Below are 25,978 nucleotides of genomic sequence, written 5' to 3'. Positions count from 1 at the left end.
TTTTTGGTCGCTCATACGCTTAACCTCCTTTGTAATCGTTTTACTGCATATGTGGCTAGCATACTGATGGTGAAATACACCAAGCCAGCAAATAAAATATATTGCGTTAATAGAGACATCAAATCGCCCCGCACGTAGTTGGTGCGGAAGAAGTCGAGTAGTCCAATGGCGTATACCATGGTTGAGTCTTGGAACAAGATGATGGTTTGTTGTAACAGCAGCGGTGTCATTTTGCGAAAGGCTTGCGGCAAAATGATTAAGCGCATGGATTGACCATAGGTCATGCCTAGTGCATAAGCCGCGGCAGACTGTCCTTTAGGAATTGATTGAATTCCTGCACGTACAATTTCCGAGAAATAAGCCGCTTCAAACAGCATGAACGCCACAATACTTGAGACCAAAGCGGTATCAATGGTCAGGTAATTTCCCGTGACTGTGGTGTAGATGAAGGGTACAGCAAAGTAGAACCACATCAATACCAATAGGAGTGGAATCGAGCGGAATAAATTGACATAGCCTTGGGCAATTAAATTCAAGATGCGAATTGAAGACAAACGCATCAGTGCCAACAGCGTGCCAATGAAAATACCGCCAATGGTGGCGATGATGACCACTTTTAAAGTGATACTTAAACCATGCCATAGGGCAGGTGCAGATAACTGCAAATCATGGGTAAATGCGGTGAGCCATTCCATTATTTAGCTCCTGCAATTAAACCTGGGACACGCAAACGTTTTTCAAGCAGCGTCATTAAGGTAATTAGGCACACGTTGATAACGATGAATATAATCGTGACATAGGTATAGATTTCGATGGTGTTCTGCGTATATTCGCTGATGGTTTTCATCTGCGAAATAATCTCGGAGACCCCAACCAAAGAGGCCACAGAAGTATTCTTGACGCAGTTGGTCAGCTCGGAGCTCAGAGGCGGCAAAATCGTACGGAAGGACTGCGGTAAAATGACATAGCGGTATAGTTGTGCGGTACTAAACCCCATGGCATAACCTGCATTGACCTGTCCTGTAGGTAAGGCTTCAATGCCTGTACGGACTTGTTCGCAGACACGTGCTGCGGTAAACAGTCCAAGACCGATACTGGCTGAAATCAACGCTGTTGTTCCTGCACTTAAATCGTTAATCCACCATGACTTAATCGGACCAGGTAAGAAATTCGGCACCACATAAAACCAAATAAATAATTGGATCAGTAGCGGTACATTACGAAAAATGGTGACGTAACCAGTGCCGATAGAACGTGCGGTTTTATTGGGAAGCGTGCGCATAATGCCGAGAATACTTCCGAGCACCATTGCAATGCTCCAAGCCACAATGGCAATAACAAACAGCCAGCCTAAACCAATCAAAATCCAACTGAGATAGGTGCTATCTCCGACGCCTGTGGATTGCCAAAGGACGCCCCAGTTCCAGGTATAATTCATGACAATCCCCTAAAATAGGTCAGGCAAAGAAACTTTGCCTGAGTGAACATTAATCTTTCCTTTATCGTTTACTGATCACGGTCATGTGGGTTTGCAATTAAAGCTTTAAGTTGGTCTGACATAGCAAAGTTCAGGTTAATATTTTTCGGTGGAATCGGTTGTTCAAACCATTTGTTGTACATTTTGTTAATTTCACCTGAGCTATAAGTGGCTTTAATTGCATCATCAACCACTTGCTTAAAGCCAGTATCGCCTTTACGTAACATACAGCCATAAACTTCTTGAATTGGTGCTGTACCGACAATGTGCCACTTGTTTGGATCTTTGGCTTTCGATTTCTCTCCAGCAAGTAAAATGTCATCCATCATAAACGCAGCAGCACGACCGCTTTGGAGCATCAAGAATGATTCAGCATGGTCTTTGGCAGAAATCACTTCACCAATACCGAGTTCTTTTTCATGCTGACGGATATAGCGTTCAGAGGTTGTCCCTGCTGTCGTTACTAATTTTTTGCCTTTTAAGTCAGCAAAATCCTTCACGCCTGAATCGGTTGCAGTAAGTAAACGTGAACCCACTTCAAAGAAGCCCACAGAAAAATCAACTTGTTGCTGGCGTTCTTTGTTGTTTGTAGTTGAACCACATTCAAGATCGACTGTGCCATTTGAAACCAATGGAATACGGTTTTGGCTGGTGACTAAGTTATAGCGAACTTTCAAATCAGGCATATTCAGCTTTTGTTTAACAGCTTCAACCACTTTGAGCTGTAAATCATGTGCATAACCGACTGGTTGATTTGGGTTGTCTGCGATATAGGAGAATGGAATAGAGGAGTCACGGTAACCTAAAACAATGGTTCCTGATTTTTTAATCTTATCTAAAGTGCCTGACTGTGAAGCATCTGCGCCAGTGCTAGCTGCATCCGTTGCAGGTGCTTTGTTGTCGCTACATGCACTGAGGCTCAGCGCAAGTGCACTTGCACAAAATAAGGCAGAAAGATTACGTTGCATGGTCATGTACAAACTCCTTTTGTTTGCAGCATCAATTGCATTGTTTTTATCAAAAACGTCAGAATTGGGTTAAAGCTTTATTCTGTGCAAAAGATGTTCTTTTTATGGTATTTTTTTACAGCTTAGTATGCATCTTAATCGAGATTGCTTTTGCTGCTCAAGAGGGATTTTTAATATTTTGTTAATAATGCTTTAAATAAGTGCATCGCTATATTCCTCTGATATTAAAAAGAAAATTATGCATAATGCGTGCCATTTCGAGTTTTCTAATTCATTTTATTAGGCTAATGTCTAATGCCACAGGGTTGGCTATGCGTTTCGTTATGGATGCATGACAGAATGGATTTTGTTCGTGTAGAACATGCTAAAACTGCAATAGCAAAGAAAAGTGCTTTATTTTGAAGATGATCCGTTTTATGACGCAGTATATAAAAGTCAGTTAGATTCGGTTTACTGTCCTACGTTTTCCGCAGCAGATTAAAAACTAAAAAATAAAAGCGACTGTACGTTATGAACAAATGACGGGGCACAATCGCAAGGGGAGGAGATGAGCAGGTGTGTATCGAGAAGTGCTTAGTGCACAAACATATCCATATATTCACGGATTTCAGAAATAGCCGTTTCAATATCAGTCGTCAGCCATGTTGGCTCAAACAGTCCAATATAGTGATCTAAACGGTCTTGAGGTACAACTAAACGCACAGGACATTCTTCTTCCAGTAAGCGCCAAGGAATGATGGGTGTTTCATTGTCTAAAAAGGCTTGCACATTTCGAATGTCAATAATCATGGCATTGACACATTCAGGAAAAGGCATCACTGAAAACTCTTCAGTACGACGACGGAAAAACTCCAGATCGCCCCATTTTAGAATATAACTAGGCTTAGAAAATTCAATAATACCAATAAGATGTTGGTCTCGCGTGTAGTGCAAATGACATTGGTGCGTAACATCAGTGTCTAAATCAAGCGTTACACTTTGTTGACGATATGCCATAAAGTCCAAAAACAGCTAAAACAAGGTGCATAATTATAGCGCAAATTCAGTTGAAGAGCGCTGTTCGCCAGACTCTTTTTGTCTACGCCTATATGAAATACTTTTTATATGACCTTTAACATTGATTTGACAGAAGAGTGACTGTTTTTAAAACCATAAAAAATAACAACTTAACTTAAAATAAAGCGCTTGTTTACTATCTCACTATGCTTTGAAACACAATGCTACACAAGCAGTTGTTAGTATGAGAATTCGACAACTTGATAATAGAAAATTGAGGGGGAGCTATGACACATGATTTCAATAAACCGTCCCATGTACAAACGCCAGAGGAGCGGCAGAAGAAAAAACGCGTGCCCTTGTATATATTGGCATTGGTCGGAATTTTCTTAATCGCATTATTATTTTATATGTTTGCAGATACCAAGCCAAATCCGAATGAGGCGCCTCCAGGACATCCGAATCCGAGTGCAGAGCCTGCAACACCAAATAACAGTACCACTGCAACAGCAGGTGACGAAGCGACAGCCAACGATAGCAATACAGCGACTGCAACTGACCGCTAAATGTGACTAAAGCCCTTGTAATGTACAGGGGTTTTTTCTTTAGCAGTCATCAAAAGGTATTCCATTTCGCATTCATACCTCATGGCAGACAATCACTTCAAAACTAAAATCTGTAGTTGAGCAAAGGTCGCTGTGATGTAGACACAACAAGAGGGAGAACAAAATGAATGATTATGTAGGGCATCAGGGTCGATTTGATGCGATGTATTATTGGGACCAGTTTCACCCGATCCTGTCCGCAATCGCCATCCTGATCATTGGTTGGATTATTGCATTATTGATTGCAGGTGCTGTGAAAAAGGTTTTAACCAAACTCGGGACCAACCAAAAACTTTCCAGTGCTACTGGCCATCGCTCGAATATTGAAAATATTATTTCTCGAGTTGTGTTTTGGCTGATTTTGATTATTGCGGTGATCGGTGCACTCAATGTTCTCAATCTCACCAGTGTAAGTGGGCCATTTAGTAATATGGTTCAACAGTTCTTGTTGTTTATACCACAATTGTTGGCTGCTGTTGCTGTGGGCTTTATTGGCTGGATTGTGGCAAAGCTGGTCAAAGTGGGTTTACAAAAAGGATTGGATCGGACTCAGTTAGATGAAAAACTCAGTCAGGATGTCGGAGTCAGTACGCTGAGTCAAAACATTAGTGAAATTGTCTATTGGTTGATTTTATTACTATTCTTACCCATTGTTTTGTCGATACTCGGTCTGACTGGGCTGCTCTTTCCGATCCAAAATATGGTCAATGAAGCCGTACTGTATCTACCAAATATCTTTATTGCGGGTGTAATTGTTTTTGCAGGTTATATTCTAGCCAAAATTGTACGGGGCATTATTGAGGGCTTATTGAGAAGCCTAGATGTACAAAAACAGGTTGAAAAAGTAGGACTGTTTAAAAACTCAGATTTGGCTAAAGTGCTCGGATCTTTTGTTTTTGCAATGGTTATTATCACAGCGCTGATTATTGCGTTTGAAGCTTTAGGCATTGATGCAATTTCTCAACCAGCGACGGCCATGCTGTATGAAATCATGAATGCGATTCCGCACATCATTGCGGCGGCATTGATTTTAATTTTGGCCTATGTAGTGTCACGTTTTGTTGCAAGCCTTGTGGTTGAAGTCTTGTCGGGAACAGGTGTAGATGACATTCCAAACAAAGTTGGCTTGCAACGTTTCTTAGGAAACACCAAAGCATCTTGCGTTGTGGGTTATTTTATTGTGTTCTTTACCATGCTATTTGCGGTCTCTGAAGCAGCAAATCGACTCGGCTTTGAACAGATCAGTGGTTTGATTGCGATGTTTATCCAGTTTGGTGCAAACATCCTATTGGGTGCAGTCATTCTGGGTGTGGGCTTCTGGCTGGCGAACTTGGTTGCTCAGGTGATTGAGCGTGGTGAATACAACAGCTCTCGTTGGGTGGCGAACATTGTACGTGTCTTGATCATTGGCTTGGTATTGGCGATGGGCTTGCGTGCAATGGGTATCGCAGATTCGATTGTGAATTTGGCCTTTGGCTTAACGCTTGGTGCGGTTGCTATTGCTTTTGCACTGGCTTTTGGTCTCGGTGGGCGTCAACCTGCGGAACGGGTTTTGACCGATTTGTTAGATAAAGCCAAAAAAGAAGGTACGCAACCGAATCCACTTTATCAGGCCAAAGCTGAAAGCACACAATCCGCACAAGGCAAAGAAGAGCATGCCTCACTGAAAGAGCAAATGGATACACCAACGGTTGCAGAGGAATATCAACATGCAGATGATATTCCAACTACAGCAGAGGTCGATCCTGCGCATAAACCTTTAAATAAACCTTTTGGTTCAACGGGTGAAGCTGAGCAAGATATTGATGTTCATCCCAAAGATCCAGACTAAATTAATCACCCTAAACACCGACCACTGATGGTGGTTGGTGTTTTTTATTGGAGTAAACCGATGTCAAAAAAAGCCCCAAATAAATACTTTGCCCCAATCATCATTGCAGGTATTACGGTTGGATTTTTTGTGAGTGCTTATAAATTTGTATTTGCAAAACCGAAGATCGATACAACAACACACGCTAATGTTGAAAAAATACCGACTGCGGCAACTGAAGGCCGTGATGCGGATGAATCTGATGAAAAATAATACAAAAGTCTATAGTGTGGAATGAAATTTAATTTGGTATGTTTGATGCATGTGGAATATGGATATTTCATAAATTAGAAATACTTACATGCCTATACTTTTGTGATAGCTGCATGGACATTTCACGATTTATTTTTATAAATTGCAGTTTAAAAAGGAAAAAACAGATGATACAAATATTAAAAAAAACGGTGGTGTTTTAAAAAGTATGCTGACATTAAATGAAGCCATTATTGATGTAAAAGAAGGTTAAGTCGAAGGCTTTAAAATGGTTTTCAAGCTTTTTGGAGAAATTGCAACTTCTTCTAAAACCACGCCTTATTCGATGCCTTATTTTGCAATTATTACCTTCAATTCCTACAGTAAACAACTTACCAATACTTTGCTTGCAGTTTTTAAAAGCAGTGATGAAACTGTCCCAATGATCACTTGCAATTCGGGTGTAGTGAATACCTAATTGTTTAAGCTTTGTCTTCAACCTTTGGACTGTAGCTAAATCTCTCTTACCCCAAACATAAGCAACAATCTCACCTGTTTCTCGATGGTAGGCGTAAATAAGCCATTGTTTATTATTTTTATTTCCAACAAAAGTCCAGAATTCATCTACTTCGAGAGATTCATAATGACTTTGTTTAGGCTGAATTTGATAGGCCGATTCAGTTAAAGTCCGTAAGACTTTACCGATACTAATGCGCTCAACTTCAGCGATATCTCGTATACCGCTGCCTCTGACCATTAACTGTAATATTTTACGAGTAATGCCAGAATTACATCCTAGATAGCTCAGAGCATGGTCACCAATAAACTGACGTTTGCAGTCTTTGCATTGGTAGTTTTGTTTCCCATCTACTTTGATGCCATTTTTCTTTATACTGTCACTGAGGCAGGTTGGACATTTGATTTCTAGAGTTATTTGCATTTCTCTATTTTATCAAAATTCAACCTGCTTTTTTTTAGCATACTTTTTGATACACCACCAAAAAAACATTGATGGCGAAACGTTCAGTGATCCAGCCGAGCCATGTCCATATTGCCATTGCGAAAATGGACTTAGCACTTGCCCGTCAGCGGAAGCAAAAGCAGTGCGTACTGCTACGCACTGATTATTTAGAATAATTTATCATTTAAGCAGATGGTTTAGACATATTCTGATGCTGCATGTGCAGATGACCATGCCCATTGGAAGTTAAAACCGCCCAAATGTCCTGTCACATCCAATATTTCACCCACAAAGTACAGGCCTTTTTGCTTTTTACTTTCCATGGTTTTCGATGAAACCTCGGTGGTATCTACGCCACCTAAAGTCACCTCAGCAGTACGGTAGCCTTCTGTTCCTGATGGTTTGACTTCAAATGCATGCAAGCGCGTTGCAATCTGCTCCAGTTTTTCATCTGACAACTGACCAATCGCTGTTTCAGCCAGCTCAGGCCAAATGAGGTTTTGCAGTTCAACCACCACACTTTTAGGAAAGTGTTCACCCAATAAAGTGCGAAGCAGGGCTTTGGGTTGACTCTGTTTCTTGGCTTTTAAGTAGTCGTGTAAATCCACGCTGGGTAGGAAATCAATTTTGAAGCTTTGTCCCACATCCCAATAATTTGAAAGCTGTAGCGAGCTTGGTCCACTGAGTCCTCGATGGGTAAATAAAAGAGCTTCGGTGAAAGAATTTAAATCATTCGATAAAGTTGCATCTACAGCATTGCCACTTAAGCGTGTGGTCACTTCTTTAAAACTGTCCGAGAAGGTAAAAGGCACTAAACCTGCGCGAGTCGGATACACATGATGACCAAATTGTTTTGCAATCTCATAACCAATGCCTGAACCGCCTAAGGTTGGAATAGATAAACCACCTGATGCGATTACTACAGATTCTGCTTCAAAATAACCCAGTGTTGTGGCAATTTGAAAACCTTGCTTTTCTAGGGCGGTGATGGCTTTCACTTCACAGTTGGTTTTAATGTCGACCAAACCTGTTTTTTCACACTCACTTAACAGCATAGCTAAAATTTCTTTAGCGCCATTGAGGGTGAAGAGCTGACCATGTTTACGTTCTTCATATTCAATGCCGTACTCACAAACGAGACCAATAAAGTCCCAATTGGTATAGCGGGTCAGGGCTGAAATTACAAAGTGCGGATTATGTGAAATAAAGTTGCTTGGCTCGACATAAAGGTTGGTAAAGTTACATTTACCGCCACCCGACATGAGAATTTTTTTACCGACTTTATTGGCTTTTTCTACCACCACCACTTTACGTCCGCGTTGAGCTGCCATATAGGCTGTCATTAAGCCAGATGCACCTGCACCTAAAACTAAGACATCATATTGATTTGTGGACATGACACACTCACGGGAGAATAAAGCAGGGCATTATAGACCATCTTTTTTGCTTTTTCAGGACTATCTAAAGCGTGGCTAAACGACCTTGCAGCCCACCTGAATGAATCACCAAAATGCGATGATCTAGTGCAAATGCACCTTGTTGAATTAAATCGGTTAAGCCCAACAGCATTTTGCCTGTGTAAATCTGTTCCAGTGCAATGTCATATTGCTGCTCAAAGTCTTGAATAAATTGCAGTAGTTCAGGCGTGGTTTTGGCATAGCCCCCACAGCAATATTGGTCGGTGATTTGCCAATTCCTTTTTTCGGTCAGTTGTTCGACTTCGGTGCTTAGGAAATCGCCTTTGAGTGCGGAGAAGCCCAAAATTTGCTGTTGTGAAGTACTGGCTTCAATCAGACCTGCAATGGTGCCACCCGTCCCCACAGCGCAACAAATCAGATCGTAATTTTGTCGATCTTCATCAGAAAGAATTTCTGTGCAGCCTTGAATGGCAAGGGAATTCGTCCCTCCTTCAGGAATCACATAATAGTCAGGATAATCTTGTTGTAACTGCACTAAATATGCTGGGCTTTGCTTTTGTCGATAGGCTTCACGGGTCACAAACTGCAACTGCATGCCGAATTGCTGTGCTGTATTTAGAGTTGGGTTTAAGGGTTTACTGGCTAGCTCTTCACCTCGAATAATGCCTAGACTTTCAAATCCAAATAACTGCGCTGTATAGGCCGTCGCGGCAATATGATTGGAATATGCTCCGCCGAAGGTCAGGAGTTTTTTATAGCCCTGTTGCTGTGCCGCCAACAGATTGTATTTCAGTTTAAAAAATTTATTGCCTGAAATGTGTGGATGGACCAAGTCCAAACGTTTGATGCTGATATTGATCCCACCAACGCTTATGTGCTGATAGGGAATGGACTGTGCAATCTGGTCAAACATAGGATTTTATCAACTTGGCTCAGAGCATAGTGTAAGTGAAAAGTCGTGGTTTCTGTACAGGGTTAATGCTGTGCAGATTGAGTATCGACCGAACTAATTACGGACATGCCGGGGCGTAAATTTTCAATGCCCGTTTGATTCGGGTCAATCGCAATCCGTACCGCAATGCGTTGCACCACTTTGGTAAAGTTACCCGTAGCATTATCAGCTTTAAGCACACTGAACTCTGAGCCTGCCGCAGGGGAAATTTGTTCGACATGACCTGTAAATTTCTGATGATTTAAGGCATCTACCGTGAACCATGCTTTTTGCCCAATTTTCATATTGGCAATTTGAGTTTCTTTAAAGTTAGCCGTGACCCAAGTCTGTTGTGGAATCAGATAGAGCAATTGTGTACCTGCTGCCACATATTGTCCCACACGCGGATTGACTTCACCCAGTTGCCCATCCATCGGGGCGATAATACTGCTGTAGTTTTTGGTGGTTTGGGCTTGATCCAGTTGTGCCGCGGCATTGGTTACTTGCGCTTTGAGTCCTGTTTCAGCCACTTGCGCGGTTTTGAGCGCTTCTTTTGCCACCAATACATTGGCCTGTGCTTGTTGCAGTAAGGCTAAATTATTTTGGGTATCGGCAAAGGCTTTGTCTTGTTCCGATTTAGACGCTGCACCTGTGTCTCTCAACTGTTGATAGCGCTGTTGTTGTGCTTGTGACAATTGATACGCTGCTCGCGCTTGTTCGACCTTGGCTTCTGCCGCGATAATATCGGCTTTACGCTGTGCAATATTTTGGGTTTGATTAGATAGGTTATTTTGCGCTTGATCCACTCCTGCTTCAGCCTGTGTGACTTTTTGGTCATAGGTGGTGGCATCGATATGCATCAATACCTGTCCTTTTTTGACGTGATCAAAATCACTGACCAACACATCTTTGACATAGCCGTTAATTTGCGAAGAAAGCACCGTGGTTTTGCCTTTGACATAGCTGTTGTCGGTTGACTCAACGGTACTGTCAAATGGCCCAATTTTCCATGCCCATAAAATGATCCCAATCCCGATGATGAGTACTAAAAACATCAAGATTAGCGTACGTTTCGCTGTTGGAATCAGTTTGCTCGAAGGTGGCGTAACCGTTGTTGCTGTTGCCGTCGGCTGTTCAGCCTCAGCCGCATTTTCAGAAGTTTCGGTTGTTTCAGTCGGAGCTGCTGGTTTTTGATCTTCAGACATAACAATTTCTCAATAAATAGGGAGCAGTGGCATTAGGTATGACCGATTTTCGCTTGTTGGCGCAGTTGGTATTGATTCCGTGCAATCAGTAATGTTCCCCACAGCAACAGCAGCATGGCCACGACGCCATTGAAGCTAATCACATCGTTATAGGCACGCACTTGAGCCTCTCGGGTTACCACCTGATTTAGATTTTTTAAGGCTTGTTGCTGCTCTAACTGCTGATCGAGCGTGTAGCTATGCGAACTTTGTTGATACGCTAAAAGACGCTGTGCAATCAATGGATTGGTTTCGGGCAGTTGTTGAATCATTTCGGCACGGTAGTTTTGAGTTCGAACCTGTTGATAGGTGGAGTAAAAGGATGAACCGACTAAGCCACCAAAAGTTTGGGTCGCTGAAAATAAAACAATAAACGTGACAATATGGGTGGGACCTTTTTGCATGGCGCTTAAGATCCCTGTGATCAAGAGTGGGCCAATAAAAACACCACTGGCAAAGCCCACCAAAAACTGACTACCGTAAAAGTTGGAAGGACGAATATCGCTGGTGAGGTGAAAATCCAACCCACAAGCAATCAACACCAAAGCTTCTGCTAACAGCAGGTGCCAAATAATCCGTTCACGTGAAAAAGTGATGGCACTAAATAAGGTTCCAGACACGATGCCGAAAAAGATCACCACATAGAGCGGAACAAATTGATCGGGGCCCATGCCCATAGTTTTGAGAAAATTTACCGCAGCATAGCTTTGCTCCGACATTAAGAAGCGAATTGCAAAGGCACCGATAATAAAACGAAGCGTAGATGATGTCCCCAGCCAACGCGTCATAATCAGAGGATTGACCCGATAATGCTCGTAGACCAAACCAATCACAATTAGGCTGAACCCTGCAATTAAAAGGTACGCCAACCACTTTGCTTCAAACCACCACAAGATTGGTCCTTGGGTCAGCACAATACACAAAAAGGCAAAACCAGGTGCAAGTAGTGCAAAGGTGAAGAAGTCCTGCTTTTCAAAAACAGCAATTCTTAAACTGCGCGGCAACTTAAGCGACACCACCATTGCGAAACAGCACAGGGCTAACCCAATTTCAAAGGTATACAGGACATTCCAGTTATTCACGTCAATGAGATAGGGAGAAATGATCCATGCTAAGGGAATACCGAGCTGTTGAAAGCCCAAAGCCAAATAGATACTGCGACCAAAATTTTCTCGCTTAAAGGCCTGCATAATGTAATACATGCCTAAGGAACTGAGAGGTGCTGCAACCATGCCGCTAATAAAACGTACCAATACCGCCATTTCAAAGGTATGCACAAAGACGTGTAAAACCAAAACCGCAATAAAAATCAGTAGACCAATTTCAGAAAATAGACGCAGACCATATTGCTGACGGGCTTTAAATAGAATTAGGTTAGCACTGACATTTGCCATGACATAAGCCGCAGGAATCCATGCCACCTCAGAAGGAGTGAGTCCATATTCACCCTGAATTAAGGGCAAATTTGCAGTAATAAAACCATTACTAAGACTCGCAGACAATGCGACAAATAAGCCAATAAAAAAATATATGAAGCGCTTAGGTGTGGAGTGTGCGATCACGGCAGGAGAGCCGGGCAGGGTTGGCTTTTCTTCGGGGGTCCAGTTTGGCGCGGGTTCAAGTAAACGCGGAGGCTGTGTCATGAGTTGTGACCTCTACTTTATGCCCGAATACCATTGAGTAACAGCTCAATTGCACGTTGTGCAAGTTGCTGTTGTTCTGTATCGGTCAGTCCCTGAAATGAAGTCCTTAAAATAGCCGTAATCATGGCGTAATCTTGGGTGGTTAAATCGGGGCGACACACGCCGTGCTGAATGGCTTGATCAATCAGCGGTTGCAAAATGGCATCGCGACGCGCGTAGATATCGACCATGACTGGATCATCACGCTCAATCACCCGCCAGTATTCCATCAGTGCAGTCAAATACGGTAAGTTATAGACATGGTTTTCAATTAAACGAATAAAACCATCTTCATATTGAGAAAACGCTTCTGCACGAACTGCGAGACGCTCTAAGGCTTGTTCCATCAATGCAATCACCAAGGCACGACGGTCATCAAAATTACGATAAAACGTCGCCCGTCCGACATTTGCTGCATCAATCACCTGTTGTAAGGGGGCATTGATACCGTGTGTACGAAAAACCTGAACTGCGGCTTCCAGCAATTCCTCACGGTTTTGTGCAGCACGCTGTTGACGACTGGTCATGGTGATTATTTCATTTAATTTGGAAGTGCTATTATTTAACGGACAAAAGTGTCCGTTGTAAATATTCAATCCTGTAAGATTTTGTAAATTACTTTGTCTTTTTCTAATTTAATCTAATTTCGATAAGAAATGGGCGATTCGGAAACGTCATCTGCAACCTGCATGGTGTAAATAAGATAATGTTTTATTCGCTATATTTTAATAAATCCAAGAAATGAACAGGTTTTGCAGATGACAATGGTTTTGCCTACTTTTGTCGAAACAAAAGTAGGGCGAGCCGCAGGCTGATGAAGAAATTGAATAAAACAAGATAAGACTCCGCCAAGATAGTTTTTTAAATACGTTGGATAAATATTTAAATCGAATTTTGGTTAACTTAAATCATTTATATTATTGTTTTATAAACGAATGATTGATTTTTCTTGAAATAAAAAAATACGCACAGAACCATCATGTAGATAGATAAGAGTTGTAACAAAGTCGATAGGATTGGAAAAATAAAAGTGCTATGCTGAAAGCACAATAATGATAAATGAGGGGATATGATGAAAACCTTATCTACCCTAGTATTAGTTTTATTGCTCACTCAACTGACCGCGTGTGATGCAAAAAAGGATTTGAATCAGCCTAGAACTGAGGCTCGTACCATGATTATTGGTGGTGTTCCTGTGCATGATCGTGATTATAAACTTCCATCACAAGAAATGGCTTTTAATCAGAAAACGCCTACACAGGCTGATGCGTACTAATAGGTAAAAATAGGGAGGCATATTGTCAGTACATGGTGGTGCAAGGTGCGATGTGCAGTATAAAAGATGCATTGTGCTACGTCAGATTTGTGAAAATGTGAAGTAGACGTCTTACTTCCTGCAAACGTTTGTTGAATTAAAGCCTTACAAACGTATAAAAGGCCTTGTACTCGCCCAATATGCCCAAACTGTTGTGGCTCAAATTGGCTAGATCAGTTCGATTTGCCAATTTGAAGCTTGAATCTCTAAGTTATTTTGCCTGAGTTGCTGGCTAATTGCATCCGCTTGTTTTTGCAAGTCTGCAACCGCAATGGTTTTAACCCAGCGAATTTCACTCGAACTATAACGACCATTTTCACGTCGTGAACTGTCGATGGCCTGTTGAATAATACGATGCTGTTGTGTGAGTAAATCACGTGTGTTTAAAACACTGAGCATGGATTGACCCGTGCTGGTTTTAGCTTGCGCATTGGTCGCATGAATTTTTGCAATCAGATGATGTAACTCTGTATTTACACTAAAGGCCTCACCCATCAGCGCATTAGGGTCTTCACTCAGTTCATCGCCTTCTTGGATTAGCACATTATTGTTGATACGTTGTTGTAAAGAGGCAAGTTTGGTTTGTAAATCACTACGCAATAAAAGTGCTTCTGCTAGTTTCATAGATTTATTTTTAAAGTTTTAGATAAGTCTTATGCTGCCTCTGTGCAATCAAAGCTGCAAGTGAGTTTTGTAATTTTATGAAATCTAAAATCATGAGAAAACGATAGAAAAGCACTTAGTCAGTTTCGGTATTTTGTTTAAAACGTGGAGATGTTTTTCCTATGTTGATTAGTCAATTTATTTACTAATGAGGTATAAAGTTTTATCTAATTTTTCTTTTTATCCAATTTAAAACTAGGTGTGTGCATTGCCTCAACTTTTCAATAAAGTACAAAAGGTGTTTGCGTAGGCAATAACCTTACTTTTGATAGGCCAAAAGTAAGCAAAAGCCTTTGTTATCCATACATAACATCCCTATTATGATGGATAACGTGTGGCATCCCTGCCACACTCGCGTATCCAAACGTTGCTTAAATTAAACTATGTATTAGTAGTGACATAAAGATGCTCTTATCGCTATATATTAAAAGCTTAGTGGAACACGGTTTCCAAAGCTTTCAAACCGACCTTTGGATCAAGCAGACCATTGTAAATTTCAGGGATTTCACGCTCCACCCCAAAGAATTCATAAATGGCAAGCATCGCTCCACGAACTGAATATTCCACAGTAAAGACTACGTCATCTTCAATTTCCACAAACTGTCCAAGGAAAGCAAAGTTTTGTGAGCCTTGCGGAATCACCTGTGGACGATCTCCCGGTTTACGGCAGGCAAACAGGGCAGAGGCGTATGGCATCATGGCTGTGGTAACATCAGTCGTTGTCAAAACATGATCTAAAATGTCGTCAAAACCGAGCTGTTTAATCAGTTCTGTTAGGATTTCTTGCCCTGTGGCTTCGGACATTGGTTTTTTGATGTAATCGCCTATATGGTCAATTTGGAAACCGTAGCCCCATAAGGTATATAAACCTTCAGGTAAGTCGGCAAAGTGTGGCTGTGCAGGAACCACAATGGATAAATGCCAACCCGACTCATACCAAGTCATCAGTGCGCCGGTACCTGGTTCATTGCCTGTATAGTCAATAATGCGTTTAAGCAACACGTCATCTTTCATAGTTAGTGTGAAAGACTCCCACTTATGTTCATCGACATTGCCATAAAAAGTCATTGGACGGCCAAAGTCTGGGGCTTTTTGTGCCAGTGTTTCCCAAAGTGTCCAGCCATGGTCTTCTCGATGACGAACGAGGGCAGGCACGTCATGATTACCACCATAACGTGAGTCCGCGGTAATGGAACCTAAAGTGAAAATAGCTAAATCATTGGCTTTCAGATTAATTTGCTCTGAGCCTTCAGGCAATTGTACATATAGTCGCGAGGCATGGCGCTTTTGAGTTTCAGCATTGGTAATGAAGTCCGCATCTGTGACATAGTGTCCAAAACGTACATCGACGCCTTGTGCGACTAGCCAACGCTGTAGGGGCAGAATCATCGAGTCATATTGATTGTACTTGGTACGTTTGACACCCGCTAAGGTATGAATGCGTGGCAATTCTTGAATAAAACGCAAGAAATAGCGTCTTAACTCTGCTGCACTGTGCCATTTTTGAAAAGCGAAAGTCGTGCGCCACATGCGCCAGAAATTGGTTTCAAAAAAGGCTTCATCAAAAAACTCATCAATGCGGCGACTGCCAATTTTTTCTTCTTTTGAAGCCAATAGGCGCAGCATCTGTGCACGATGTAGTGTATTCAGCCCAAGCTTTGCAGCATCCGCAATGACATGTTCGGCATCAATTAAACGTGCATTGGCGTGGGTTTTCAATTTTTCATTAAACTCACGACATTCTTCACGCACCGAAATGTCTGGATTTTCCAAAGATGGAATACTGGAAAATAAGTCCCATAGGCACAAATAAGTTTCATCGGTCAGCATTCGCCCACCACGTGTTACCCAAGCTTGCGCGGCATGCGGTGTATGTCCGCCATCCATCGAGCCACCTGAAATATCGAGTTCTTCTAAAATATGGATATTTTTGGCAGGGACTTTGGCATCACGGATCGCAAATGCAGCAGCAGCCATACCTGCAATACCACCACCAATGATCCAAAGATGGGACTGTTGTGCGTCTAATGGGGTGCGCTTCTTATTTTGCATGGTTCACCTTTAATTCTGATGTTAAAAATTATGAAGTTAAAAATGTGGTTTAGAGAAATAAAACCTTATAAATAGTAAGTCTTTTTATATATGAAAAATGTATGAAAAGGGAAGTAATTCCCCCATTATATTTTGTAATCGAAAATAAGCATATGATGGCTATTTTTAATACACATTTGTCTTTTTATTAAAATTGAATATGATCTAAATAACTGATTTTGCATTTTATTGTTGAGTAATTGCTCTATTGTTGTTTTCACGATTGCCTATGCTAAATTTCCTTAAAAATAGGCTTTTTTATTTATCATTAAAAAATATAATGGACGTACACGCTGCGGCTTGATCACGATATAAATGTGAAAAATAACTGATAAAGTGAATATCGTAAAAACTTTGTTTAGCGTAAAATCGCAGCTGATAAATTCTCTCAATTTAGAGGTCACTCTTGGAATCATTTTGGATTTTGGGCTCGATTGCCTTTGCATTAATGTTAGGCGCAATGAGCCCTGGACCGACGTCGATTTATGTAGCAAAAAATTCGATTGCGATTTCTCGAAAGCATGGCCTCTTTACCGCACTGGGGACTGGAACAGGCGCAGCTGTTTTTGGTCTGTTGGCTGTACTTGGTTTACAAGCCTTTTTGTTGGCAGTGCCGTCAGCGTATTTGGCCTTAAAAATTTGTGGTGGGATCTATTTGCTTTGGCTCGCATTTAAAATTATTAAACATGCCAAAGAGCCGATTGAGGCAGATCATTCCAGCTCAAAAGCAATGACTTTACGCCGTGCCTTTATGACTGGCTTAATTACCCAGCTCTCCAACCCTAAAATTGCGATTGTTTTAGCCAGTATTTTTACTGCACTTTTACCCAAAGAAATCCCAACCTATTACTATTTTGTACTACCTATCCTATGTTTCTTTATTGATGCGGGTTGGTGTTCGTTGGTTGCAGTGGCGTTGTCTGCTGAAAAGCCGCGCCGCGTGTATTTGAAGTTTAAAGCCGTATTTGACCGCGCAGCAGGGGCCGTGATGACGGTGTTGGGTTTAAAACTGATTTTTGGAATGAAGTGATAAGGTTCACAACAACAAAACTGGATTTTGTATAGGTAACTAAAAGCTAAATGGTTATAATCCCTTTGATTTTTTTAATGATTTTTAAATTAAAGATTTGAGGGATAAATTTTGAATAAATCTATATTTTTGGCCGTTTTGAGTGGCTTAGCATTATCTGCATGTTCAACAACAGAAACGTCAAAAACAATTCAATCACCGCAAGTAACAGCGGCAGTGGCGACAGTCAAATACGCTGGCACTAAAACGCCTGTTTCTGTAGGAAAATTTGACAACCGCTCAAGCTACATGCGTGGCATTTTCTCAGACAATGTTGATCGTTTAGGTGGTCAGGCGAAAACCATTTTAGAAACGCATTTACAGCAATCGGGCTATTTCTCTGTCCTAAACCGTGACAACCTTGCTGAATTAAAACAAGAAGCAGGCTTTACTAAATCATCTCAATCCATTAAAGGCGCACGTTATGTATTAACGGGCGACGTGTCTGAATTTGGCCGTAAAGAAGTTGGTGATCACCAGCTATTTGGCATATTGGGCCGTGGTAAAACCCAAATTGCTTATGCCAAAGTGAACTTAAATATTGTCGATGTAAAAACAGCAGAAATTGTTCACTCTGTGCAAGGTGCAGGCGAGTATGCACTCAGTGAACGTGAAATTTTAGGTTTTGGTTCTACTGCTTCTTATGACTCAACTTTAAACGGTAAAGTTCTAGATTTGGCTGTGCGTGAAGCGGTTAATAATTTGGTGTTGGATATTCAAACCAATAAGTGGTCTGCGCAGTAACTGGTTTGAATCAATGAAAAAAATCGTATTGGTTTTAGGTGTGATCTGCACCATGACTTTGGTGGGCTGTGTTTCAGCGCCAAAATCGTTATATAGCTGGGGCGAATACCCGCAGCAAACCTATTTGATGTTGAGTCTGCCAGAAAAGACTTCTCCACAAGAACAGATTGGCAAACTTGAAAAAGATATTGAAAAAGCCAAAGCCAAAAATGCAGCAGTGCCTCCGGGCTTGTATGCGCATTTGGGTTTATTGAATTTAAATATCAATAATGGGCCACGTGCTGTTCAGTATTTTGAGCTTGAACGCCAAACTTACCCAGAGTCGACAGTATTAATGGATCGTCTTTTGAAAAAAATGACGGCTCAGTCTGCGGTAGGGAGTGTGAAGTGAAAAATTTCAAAAAACTATGCATACTTGGCCTTGCTGTGACACTCTTCACAGGTTGTGCTACGACACCAAAAAGCAATCGTGACTTATCTGCATATCATGCCAATATGCCAAAATCCATTTTGGTGTTGCCGCCTGTAAATGAGTCACCCGATACACGGGCAACCTATGGGTATTGGTCTACTGTGACTTTACCTGTAGCAGAAGCGGGCTATTATGTGTTCCCCATTTCTATGGTCGATACGCTATTTAAAGAAAACGGCGTAACCAACGGCTATGATGCGCAGCAAATTCCAATTCAGAAACTCAATGAAATTTTTGGAGCGGATGCCGCACTGTATGTCAAAGTCAAAGAATATGGTTCTAAATATCAGGTGATTCAATCGACCTCGACCGTTGCGGTCGAGGCGAAATTGGTGGATTTAAAAACCGGAGCATTATTATGGGAAGGTCAGGAAAAAATCCAACAAGCCAATAATAACAACAACGCCGGTCTGGTCGGGATGTTGGTGGGTGCCTTGATTGACCAAATTTCTAATCATTTATCTGACAAAGCTTATGTACTGTCTAACAGTGTGAGTACCCAGTTGTATGCTCCGCAGTTGATGCAGCAAAAAGGGTTGCTATATGGACCTCGTTCTCCGCATTTTGTACAAAACTCGATGAGTCCACAGTAGTAAAAAAAATCCCCTCAAATGAGGGGATTTTTTATGATTTAACAAACTTATATTTGGTTTGAAGTGACTTTTAACTCTCAGGCAAAAGAAGAGATAATTTTCGTATAAATTAATCCTTAAAATGCACAGGAATCCATTGATAGCTTTTACCATCTGCTGAATAGATATGTCCAATAGCAGGGAATGGCAAGTGTGGTGCTGCAATGGTTTGCACGCCTTTTGCATATTCAGCAAATTGCTTTAAGCGGGTTTGCACTGCTTTTTTCGGGTCGATGTCATAATCAATAGCGGTTTCTGGCTTGTCGAATTGCACGGTATGAGAGTGCACAATGTCACCAATAAAGACCACCGTTTCATCTTTGGTTTTCAGCTCATAGCTAAAATGTCCCGGCGTATGCCCCGCGGTATTAATGACTTTAAATCCCTGAACTTGATCGCCCAATTGATACGTTTTGAAGCGTTGTTTGGCTTGATAAGGCACAATGGCTTGTTTAATTTTTTCAACAGTTCCTAAGTAGCCTGCTTGTTTTTCTTTCGGGAGTTTTTCGATTTGTTTCGGGTTTAGCCAATAGTTCGCTTCATCGCTCGAAACATAAACCGTTGCATTTGGAAAGTTTGCCACGCCATTTTGGCTAATACCACACACATGGTCTGGGTGTAGGTGCGTTAGCAAGATGGTATCGACTTGCTCTGGTTGATAGCCTGACGCTTTTAAGTTGCTTAACACTGAACCTAAATGTGCGCCAAAACAGCTCGCAGCGCCGCTATCCACTAAAACCAGCGAATGACCTGTATTTACAAGGAAGGCATTGACAGAGGTCTGTACGCCTTTGGCTTGGTCGGCAGCATATTTCTTTAAAATTTCATGGACTTCTTTTTCTGGAGTATTTTGAAATAATTTAGGCGACATGAAGTTTGTGCCGTCTAACAGGGCAGTGATTTGTACATCACCCGCTTGGTATTGGTAATAGCCTGAGACTTGTTTTTGTTGGGGGATTGGGGCAGGTGGGGAAAGAGCGAAGGATGAAACACTAATGAGACTGGAGCTAATTAAAGCGGAAGCAAGTAACTTATTCATTTATAAAGTTTCACAAAATTTGTTGAATTGTCTATTTTTTAGCATGTCATGGAGAACCTTTAAACTCCTTTTTATGGATTTTTATTTCAAGAGAATTATTTTTATCATTTGGCATTTTCTGACGTAGATCTTCAACAATTGCAAATACTGTTGAAAATATAGATGATCTTGTTAATTGAATTAAATTTAGGAGACTATTTTCGAAGTCAGTGATTTTTACATAAGTATGTGTAGAGTCATTAGAGAGTTCAAAAGTATCTGGAACTAGAAATAAAATATGATGTTCGAGAGCATTTCGCCAAACTTTATAGAAACCAAATTGTCCATTTTTTTCATTTAGATCAAAAATAAGACTGTTAATTGCAATCAAAGCAAAATTTTCTTTGCTTTCTAGGGCAGATTTATTCTGATGCCAAAAATTATTGAACGCAGTATTTTTCTCAATTTTTAGTGAAAAATACTGACACAAGAAGATTGCTAACTTATCTAATATTGAGAAACATAGTCTGAAACAAGTTCTTAGCTTTTCAGATCTTATATTAATGATTTCTTTGTCATCAAGTTCCGAATAACAGCTTTCATAATCAAACTTAGAGCTATTTGTGAATTTAGACTCATAGAACATTACTCGCATCAAGGAAAATTCGGCTTTCAATCGGTTGAGATATTGTTCATATATAAGAATATTAGTCGGAGAAATTATACCCTCTAAAAGAGTTAAATTATCTCGTTCATTGGCAATGCATGAACAATACATTCCATGAATATTCAGAGTTAAATTTTCTTCTATACACCATTGTCGGAATTGAGTCATAGAAGAATATTCTTTAAGTGTCTCAGCTTCTTCAGAATCTAAGTCTTTAGAATCTAATTGTTCAGTTAAAAAATTGACTTGATTTTTGTAGTAAGGTTTCCAGGTATTCGGAGTTAAATGTGAGTTACAAGCGAATTGAACCGTACCGGGTTTGTCGGAGGCTTTTTTATTTAAGTTAGGCCACCTGACCTAACGGGTTAATCTTATCATAGTACATTGCTTCAAACTCAAAAGGCGATACATAACCCAGTGCACTGTGTACACGCTTTTTATTGAACCAATCTACCCAGTTTAGTGTCGCAAGTTGTACATCTGCTAAACCTTGCCAATCTGCTTTTAAATATTCAATCACCTCTGTTTTGTATAAGCCATTCACCGTTTCAGCCAGAGCATTATCGTATGAATCACCAGTCGTACCGACTGATGCTCGTAAATTTGCTGCTTCTAAACGATTGGTATAGCGAATGGAAAGATATTGCACACCCCTGTCGGAATGATGAATCACATTCTTTGGCATGCCTCGATCGTGCAATGCTTGCTCCAATGCATCGAGCACCATATCTGTATTCATTCGTGTAGATACTTTCCATCCAACAATTGCTCGTGAAAACACATCAATAATAAAGGCGGTATAGACCCAGCCTGAATGAGTTTGAATATACGTAAAGTCAGCAACCCACAGCTGATCTGGATGATCAGCACTAAAATTACGTTTCACTAAATCATCTGCTCTTTTTTGATCATCTCGGCTACGGGTGGTTTGTTTATTCTTACCACGCCAAACACCTTGTATACCTAGCTTCTGCATCAATCGAGCAACTGTACAACGTGCAATAACATAACCTTCACGTTTCAATTGTTGCCAGACCTTACGCACACCATATCGACCTGAACTTTCTTTCCAAATTCGTTTGATTTGCTCAGCATGATGCTCATCATGTAGATCTCGTTTCGCTCGATGTTCTGGATTTTCACAGAGATCTAAAGTCCGGTAATAGGTTGAAGCTGCGATCGGTAAAATCCTACAAATCGCATCAACACCATATAAGTCTTTATTGTTATGGATGAAATCCACCATTATTTGTGTGGGCGGTCGAGCTCCGCCTGGGCGAAAAAAGCGGCTGCTTTACGTAGAATTTCATTGGCACGCTTTAATTCTTTAATTTCACGTTCCATTTGCTTCATTTTTTCTTGATCAGATATCTGTTGTACTTTAATAGGATTTTGCTGATCTAAATGCTTTTGATGCCAGGCACGAAGTGTTTCAGGAGTACAACCAATCTTAGGCGCAATTGCTGTGATTGCAGCCCAAGTAGAAGGATAATCTTTTTCAGATTCAATCAATAATTGAACCGCTCTTTCTCTGATTTCAGGGGTATATTTTAATTTTGTCATCGGGGTAGTCTCTCAGAATATTGACTCTCCGACAAACCTGGTACGGTTCAAATTTATACCCTTTAATTATTTCCATAATCATTTTTGCGGTGCGATGATCTAATAGTTGATCAAATTGCTTTAAACAAGATGTTCGATTAAGCCATGCTTGTGGATAGGGCGTATTTTCTTTTATTACTAAATCATAGAGTTTTAAAGCTTCCGAAAATCGAAATTGTTGTTTGAGAACATTTGCAAGATTAATTATATTTTGTTGATATAAATCGTAATTATCTTCTTTTTTTATTAATTTATAAGCCTTCCAATATAAGTTCTTTACATCATTAAATAATTCTATATTTTTGAAATTCACGTCATCTTCTGAATAACCACAATCATTAGCTAATGCTAATTTTCCATTTGCTAAATTATAATAATAGTTAATATTAGATTGATTTTCATAATGCTCTGAGTAAGTCTCTAAAATTTGGATTCCTTTAGACACGGCACTTTTATTTCTTAACGATGTGCCTGCATCTATAAATTGTCCAGCTAAATTAAAGAATAGACGTAATACTGATTCTGATTTTTCATATTTTTCGAGTTCATTCAACATTATCTCAGAACCTAACAAAGCTTCTTCATATTGTTCAGTATCAATAGAATAAGAAATAGCATTTATAGCTTCGTTGATTTTCTTTAATTCTAATCTCATTTTATTAACTTACATAAAAAAGCCCCACTAAAATATAGCAGGGCTTTTTATGGGTGTCTAAACCTTAAGACACTTTATCACCAGCTTTAGCACCAGATTCAGGTGAAATCACCCAAACACCTTCGCCATTGCCCGCAGCTAAAACCATACCGTTAGAAATACCAAAACGCATTTTACGTGGTGCAAGGTTCGCCACCATCACCACCAATTTGCCTTTAAGGTCTTCTGGTTGGTAAAACTCACGAATACCACTGAATACATTGCGCGGTTCAGCTTCACCAACATTTAAAGTCAGTTGTAGAAGTTTGTCAGAGCCTACTACCGTTGCAGCTTCTAAAACTTCAGCGACACGTAGGTCAACTTTCATAAAGTCTTCAATGCCAATCACTTCTGCCTCGCCAACTTTTGGCTCAGGCTTAGTCGAGGCTTTCTTCTCTTTTTTCTTCTCAACTTTTACAGGTTCAGCTGCAGCAGCTAAAGAGTCTTTAGATGCATCGACCATTGCCGCAACTGCTTTCGGGTCTACACGTTGCATTAAAGGTTGGAACAATGCAATTTCATGATCGACCAATGCCGTTTGAGCAGAAGCAAAGTCAAAGCGGTCTAGTTTTAAGAACGCTTGCACTTGAGCTGCTAAAGTCGGAAGTACAGGTGCAAGGTACACAGCCAATTGACGGAATAGGTTAATTCCTACCGAACAAACATTGTGTACTTGTTGCTCTTCGCCTTCAACTTTCGCTAAAGCCCAAGGTTTTTTCTCATCAATATATTGGTTGGCTTTATCTGCAAGTGCCATGATTTCACGAATCGCAGCAGAGAACTCACGTGCTTCATAGGCTTTAGCAATTGAGTCGCCCGCATCAATAAAGCTTTGTACCAATTCAGGCTCTGCACAAGTTGCACTTAACTTATTATCAAACTTGGTGTTGATGAATTTTGCACAACGGCTGGCAATATTCACCACTTTACCAACTAAATCAGAGTTTACTTTCTGAACGAAATCATCCAAGTTTAAATCAGAGTCTTCAACTTTGTCCGAAAGTTTAGACGCGAAGTAGTAACGTAAGTACTCAGGGTTCAAGTGTTCTAAATAGGTTTCAGCTTTGATGAATGTGCCGCGAGACTTCGACATCTTCTGACCGTTCACCGTCAAGAAACCATTGACGAATAAACCGGATGGCGTACGGTAGTTTGCACCTTCAAGCATTGCAGGCCAGAACAGCGCGTGGAAGTAAACGATGTCTTTACCAATGAAGTGATAGACTTCTTTGTCAGAGTCTTTCTTCCAAAAGTCGTCAAAACTTAAATCAGGACGTTTAGCTTTGATGTAGTTTTCAAAACTCGACATATAACCAATCGGCGCATCGACCCAAACATAGAAATATTTATTCGGTGCATCTGGAATTTCAAAACCGAAATATGGTGCATCACGTGAAATATCCCAATCCGATAAACCCGCTTCAAACCATTCATCCAGTTTGTTGGCAATTGAAACAGGTAAGCGACCTTGGTCACGCGTCCATTTTTGTAAATATTCTGAGAAATTCGGTAGTTTAAAGAAGTAATGATCTGAAGATTTCTCTACAGGCGTCGCACCACTTAAAGTCGATTTCGGGTTTAAAAGCTCAGTCGCATTGTATGTTGTACCGCAGACTTCACACGCATCGCCGTATTGATCTTCCGACTTACATTTCGGGCACGTGCCTTTAATGAAACGATCCGATAAGAACATGCCTTTTTCAGGGTCAAAAAGCTGGTTGACAGGACGGATGGCAATATTGCCTGCTTCACGGTTTTTCACATAAATTTCAGAAGCACGAGAGCGGTTTTCATCACTATGGGTTGAATCATAATGATCGAAATGCACACCGAAACCGTCAAAATCACGGATGTGTTCCTTTTGCACATTGGCAATTTGATCTTCAGGTGAAATACCATTGGCTTCGGCACGTAGCATGATGGCTGTACCGTGAGCATCATCCGCACATACATAAGTCACATCGTGTCCCATTGCACGCATGGCACGAACCCAAATATCTGCTTGGATATAACCGAGTAAGTGTCCCATATGGATGGGGCCATTGGCGTATGGTAGGGCGTTAGTGACTAAAATATTACGCACGGATATGACTCTCTCATTCGTATTTTATATAAGGTCAACGATTTTACCTGATGAATGAGGTAATACAAAGCGATGCTTCCTAAAAAGTAGAATAAAAACAAGAGATGATTTAACTTCTACATGTTAGTCTAACTGCAATTTTATTTATTTAATTTAATAGCATAAGGTAAATATGAGCATATTCTTATTGGAGAATGGTCAATTAAATGCCATACAAGGAACAACGTTTATCAATGAATCTATTTTAGAGCGTCAGCATTTACAGCAAGCTTTAAAGCAGAATATTAGCGTGATTGCAGCGGATTGCTTAGTTTTAACGGAGGAATATGCAGAATGGGATGCTTCACGTAAACGTATTGATTTATTAGCAATTGATAAACAAGCAAATTTAGTGATCATAGAGTTAAAACGCACCGATACAGGTGATCATATGGAGTTACAGGCCCTTCGTTACGCTTCTATGATTTCTACCATGACTTTTGAGCATGCATTGGATGTATTGGTAGACTATAGAAACAAAAAATGGAGAGGAAGGCTTTACAAAAGAAAATGCTAGAGAAACTATTGAGGATTTTATTGAATTA

The 25,978-nt window shown here is 40.6% G+C and carries 27 protein-coding genes and 1 other annotated feature; of the genes, 10 read left to right on the top strand and 17 right to left on the bottom strand.

Translation table 11 applies throughout. From position 1 onward, the window contains the following. Positions 1 to 11 precede the first annotated feature (11 nt). The 4 genes from AC4CUZ_RS16995 to AC4CUZ_RS16980 form a co-directional block, all read right to left on the bottom strand. Positions 12 to 695: an ABC transporter permease subunit gene (locus AC4CUZ_RS16995; RefSeq protein ID WP_005399959.1), complete on the bottom strand. Its 684-nt coding sequence runs from the start codon at positions 693 to 695 to the stop codon at positions 12 to 14. Then, the gene (locus AC4CUZ_RS16990; RefSeq protein ID WP_005399958.1) at positions 695 to 1,438 is read right to left on the bottom strand and encodes an amino acid ABC transporter permease; all 744 of its coding nucleotides are present in this window, start codon (positions 1,436 to 1,438) and stop codon (positions 695 to 697) included. Before AC4CUZ_RS16990 ends, AC4CUZ_RS16995 begins: the two co-directional genes overlap by 1 nt. 68 nt (positions 1,439 to 1,506) lie before the next feature. After that, entirely contained in the window at positions 1,507 to 2,451 is a 945-nt protein-coding gene (locus AC4CUZ_RS16985) for a transporter substrate-binding domain-containing protein (protein WP_010326225.1), read from the bottom strand. Between the two features lie 567 nt (positions 2,452 to 3,018). Then, complete coding sequence (locus AC4CUZ_RS16980) at positions 3,019 to 3,441, bottom strand: hypothetical protein (protein WP_004694572.1); 423 nt, start codon at positions 3,439 to 3,441, stop codon at positions 3,019 to 3,021. 287 nt (positions 3,442 to 3,728) lie between these two features. On the opposite strand from AC4CUZ_RS16980, the gene AC4CUZ_RS16975 reads away from it, so the two are divergent. From AC4CUZ_RS16975 to AC4CUZ_RS16965, 3 genes are all read left to right on the top strand, one after another. Beyond that, entirely contained in the window at positions 3,729 to 4,007 is a 279-nt protein-coding gene (locus tag AC4CUZ_RS16975) for a hypothetical protein (RefSeq protein WP_005399956.1), read from the top strand. Between the two features lie 163 nt (positions 4,008 to 4,170). Beyond that, on the top strand, positions 4,171 to 5,877 hold the full coding sequence (locus tag AC4CUZ_RS16970; protein ID WP_005399955.1) for a mechanosensitive ion channel: 1,707 nt from the start codon (positions 4,171 to 4,173) through the stop codon (positions 5,875 to 5,877). 60 nt (positions 5,878 to 5,937) lie between these two features. Continuing rightward, positions 5,938 to 6,129 carry a hypothetical protein gene (locus tag AC4CUZ_RS16965; RefSeq protein WP_010326226.1) on the top strand — a complete coding sequence of 64 codons (192 nt, stop codon included), beginning with the start codon at positions 5,938 to 5,940 and terminating at the stop codon, positions 6,127 to 6,129. 217 nt (positions 6,130 to 6,346) lie between these two features. On the opposite strand, the gene AC4CUZ_RS16960 is transcribed toward AC4CUZ_RS16965, so the two are convergent. After that, entirely contained in the window at positions 6,347 to 7,048 is a 702-nt protein-coding gene (locus tag AC4CUZ_RS16960) for an IS1 family transposase (protein WP_005005861.1), read from the bottom strand. A gap of 71 nt (positions 7,049 to 7,119) precedes the next feature. On the opposite strand from AC4CUZ_RS16960, the gene AC4CUZ_RS16955 reads away from it, so the two are divergent. Beyond that, entirely contained in the window at positions 7,120 to 7,245 is a 126-nt protein-coding gene (locus AC4CUZ_RS16955; RefSeq protein WP_490747935.1) for a hypothetical protein, read from the top strand. A 21-nt stretch (positions 7,246 to 7,266) separates the two neighbouring features. On the opposite strand, the gene AC4CUZ_RS16950 is transcribed toward AC4CUZ_RS16955, so the two are convergent. The 5 genes from AC4CUZ_RS16950 to AC4CUZ_RS16930 form a co-directional block, all read right to left on the bottom strand. Beyond that, positions 7,267 to 8,466, bottom strand: a complete 1,200-nt coding sequence (locus AC4CUZ_RS16950; RefSeq protein ID WP_005399952.1) for a BaiN/RdsA family NAD(P)/FAD-dependent oxidoreductase — start codon at positions 8,464 to 8,466, stop codon at positions 7,267 to 7,269. A 64-nt stretch (positions 8,467 to 8,530) separates the two neighbouring features. After that, positions 8,531 to 9,400, bottom strand: coding sequence for a 1-aminocyclopropane-1-carboxylate deaminase/D-cysteine desulfhydrase (locus AC4CUZ_RS16945; protein ID WP_005399951.1), 870 nt, complete (start codon positions 9,398 to 9,400; stop codon positions 8,531 to 8,533). Between the two features lie 62 nt (positions 9,401 to 9,462). Then, entirely contained in the window at positions 9,463 to 10,623 is a 1,161-nt protein-coding gene (locus tag AC4CUZ_RS16940; protein WP_005399950.1) for an HlyD family secretion protein, read from the bottom strand. 32 nt (positions 10,624 to 10,655) lie between these two features. Next, on the bottom strand, positions 10,656 to 12,305 hold the full coding sequence (locus tag AC4CUZ_RS16935; RefSeq protein WP_010326227.1) for an MFS transporter: 1,650 nt from the start codon (positions 12,303 to 12,305) through the stop codon (positions 10,656 to 10,658). 17 nt (positions 12,306 to 12,322) lie between these two features. Continuing rightward, on the bottom strand, positions 12,323 to 12,871 hold the full coding sequence (locus AC4CUZ_RS16930) for a TetR/AcrR family transcriptional regulator (RefSeq protein WP_005399948.1): 549 nt from the start codon (positions 12,869 to 12,871) through the stop codon (positions 12,323 to 12,325). A 545-nt stretch (positions 12,872 to 13,416) separates the two neighbouring features. Between AC4CUZ_RS16930 and AC4CUZ_RS16925 the strand changes: the two genes are divergently transcribed. Then, the gene (locus AC4CUZ_RS16925; RefSeq protein ID WP_010326228.1) at positions 13,417 to 13,620 is read left to right on the top strand and encodes an NF038215 family lipoprotein; all 204 of its coding nucleotides are present in this window, start codon (positions 13,417 to 13,419) and stop codon (positions 13,618 to 13,620) included. A gap of 207 nt (positions 13,621 to 13,827) precedes the next feature. Here the strand turns inward: AC4CUZ_RS16925 and AC4CUZ_RS16920 are convergent, their stop codons facing one another. Both AC4CUZ_RS16920 and AC4CUZ_RS16915 read right to left on the bottom strand, forming a co-directional pair. Further along, positions 13,828 to 14,283, bottom strand: a complete 456-nt coding sequence (locus tag AC4CUZ_RS16920; protein WP_004981209.1) for a DIP1984 family protein — start codon at positions 14,281 to 14,283, stop codon at positions 13,828 to 13,830. A gap of 471 nt (positions 14,284 to 14,754) precedes the next feature. Continuing rightward, positions 14,755 to 16,374, bottom strand: coding sequence for an oleate hydratase (locus tag AC4CUZ_RS16915; RefSeq protein WP_010326229.1), 1,620 nt, complete (start codon positions 16,372 to 16,374; stop codon positions 14,755 to 14,757). A gap of 445 nt (positions 16,375 to 16,819) precedes the next feature. Here AC4CUZ_RS16915 and AC4CUZ_RS16910 point away from each other — a divergent pair, with 445 nt between their 5' ends. The 4 genes from AC4CUZ_RS16910 (at position 16,820) to AC4CUZ_RS16895 (ending at position 19,291) form a co-directional block, all read left to right on the top strand. Next, entirely contained in the window at positions 16,820 to 17,443 is a 624-nt protein-coding gene (locus AC4CUZ_RS16910; protein WP_005399945.1) for a LysE family translocator, read from the top strand. Positions 17,444 to 17,554: 111 nt separating this feature from the next. After that, positions 17,555 to 18,226, top strand: a complete 672-nt coding sequence (locus AC4CUZ_RS16905) for a CsgG/HfaB family protein (protein ID WP_005399944.1) — start codon at positions 17,555 to 17,557, stop codon at positions 18,224 to 18,226. A gap of 13 nt (positions 18,227 to 18,239) precedes the next feature. Continuing rightward, complete coding sequence (locus AC4CUZ_RS16900; RefSeq protein WP_004694541.1) at positions 18,240 to 18,617, top strand: DUF4810 domain-containing protein; 378 nt, start codon at positions 18,240 to 18,242, stop codon at positions 18,615 to 18,617. Beyond that, on the top strand, positions 18,614 to 19,291 hold the full coding sequence (locus tag AC4CUZ_RS16895; RefSeq protein WP_490747934.1) for a DUF799 domain-containing protein: 678 nt from the start codon (positions 18,614 to 18,616) through the stop codon (positions 19,289 to 19,291). Before AC4CUZ_RS16900 ends, AC4CUZ_RS16895 begins: the two co-directional genes overlap by 4 nt. A 109-nt stretch (positions 19,292 to 19,400) precedes the next feature. On the opposite strand, the gene AC4CUZ_RS16890 is transcribed toward AC4CUZ_RS16895, so the two are convergent. From AC4CUZ_RS16890 to metG, 5 genes are all read right to left on the bottom strand, one after another. Continuing rightward, positions 19,401 to 20,369, bottom strand: coding sequence for an MBL fold metallo-hydrolase (locus tag AC4CUZ_RS16890; RefSeq protein ID WP_005399942.1), 969 nt, complete (start codon positions 20,367 to 20,369; stop codon positions 19,401 to 19,403). A 46-nt stretch (positions 20,370 to 20,415) separates the two neighbouring features. Beyond that, positions 20,416 to 21,183 (bottom strand): LA2681 family HEPN domain-containing protein, encoded by a 768-nt coding sequence (locus AC4CUZ_RS16885; RefSeq protein WP_490747933.1) that lies wholly within the window; start codon positions 21,181 to 21,183, stop codon positions 20,416 to 20,418. A gap of 175 nt (positions 21,184 to 21,358) precedes the next feature. Next, a protein-coding gene (locus tag AC4CUZ_RS16880) for an IS3 family transposase (protein WP_490747340.1) occupies positions 21,359 to 22,578 on the bottom strand; the annotation gives its coding sequence in 2 pieces (ribosomal slippage) (positions 21,359 to 22,302 and positions 22,302 to 22,578; 1,221 coding nt in all). Continuing rightward, positions 22,187 to 22,303, bottom strand: a sequence feature (AL1L pseudoknot). (Overlaps the previous gene by 117 nt.) After that, the gene (locus AC4CUZ_RS16875; RefSeq protein WP_490747932.1) at positions 22,553 to 23,272 is read right to left on the bottom strand and encodes a hypothetical protein; all 720 of its coding nucleotides are present in this window, start codon (positions 23,270 to 23,272) and stop codon (positions 22,553 to 22,555) included. Before AC4CUZ_RS16875 ends, AC4CUZ_RS16880 begins: the two co-directional genes overlap by 26 nt. Before the next feature lie 64 nt (positions 23,273 to 23,336). Further along, on the bottom strand, positions 23,337 to 25,394 hold the full coding sequence (gene metG, locus AC4CUZ_RS16870) for a methionine--tRNA ligase (RefSeq protein WP_005399940.1): 2,058 nt from the start codon (positions 25,392 to 25,394) through the stop codon (positions 23,337 to 23,339). Positions 25,395 to 25,566: 172 nt separating this feature from the next. On the opposite strand from metG, the gene AC4CUZ_RS16865 reads away from it, so the two are divergent. Further along, entirely contained in the window at positions 25,567 to 25,950 is a 384-nt protein-coding gene (locus tag AC4CUZ_RS16865) for a hypothetical protein (RefSeq protein ID WP_490747931.1), read from the top strand. Positions 25,951 to 25,978: the final 28 nt, after the last annotated feature.

It is taken from the genome of Acinetobacter sp. 789_lipA, from assembly GCF_058242845.1.
This window is presented reverse-complemented; position numbering and strand designations above follow the sequence as displayed.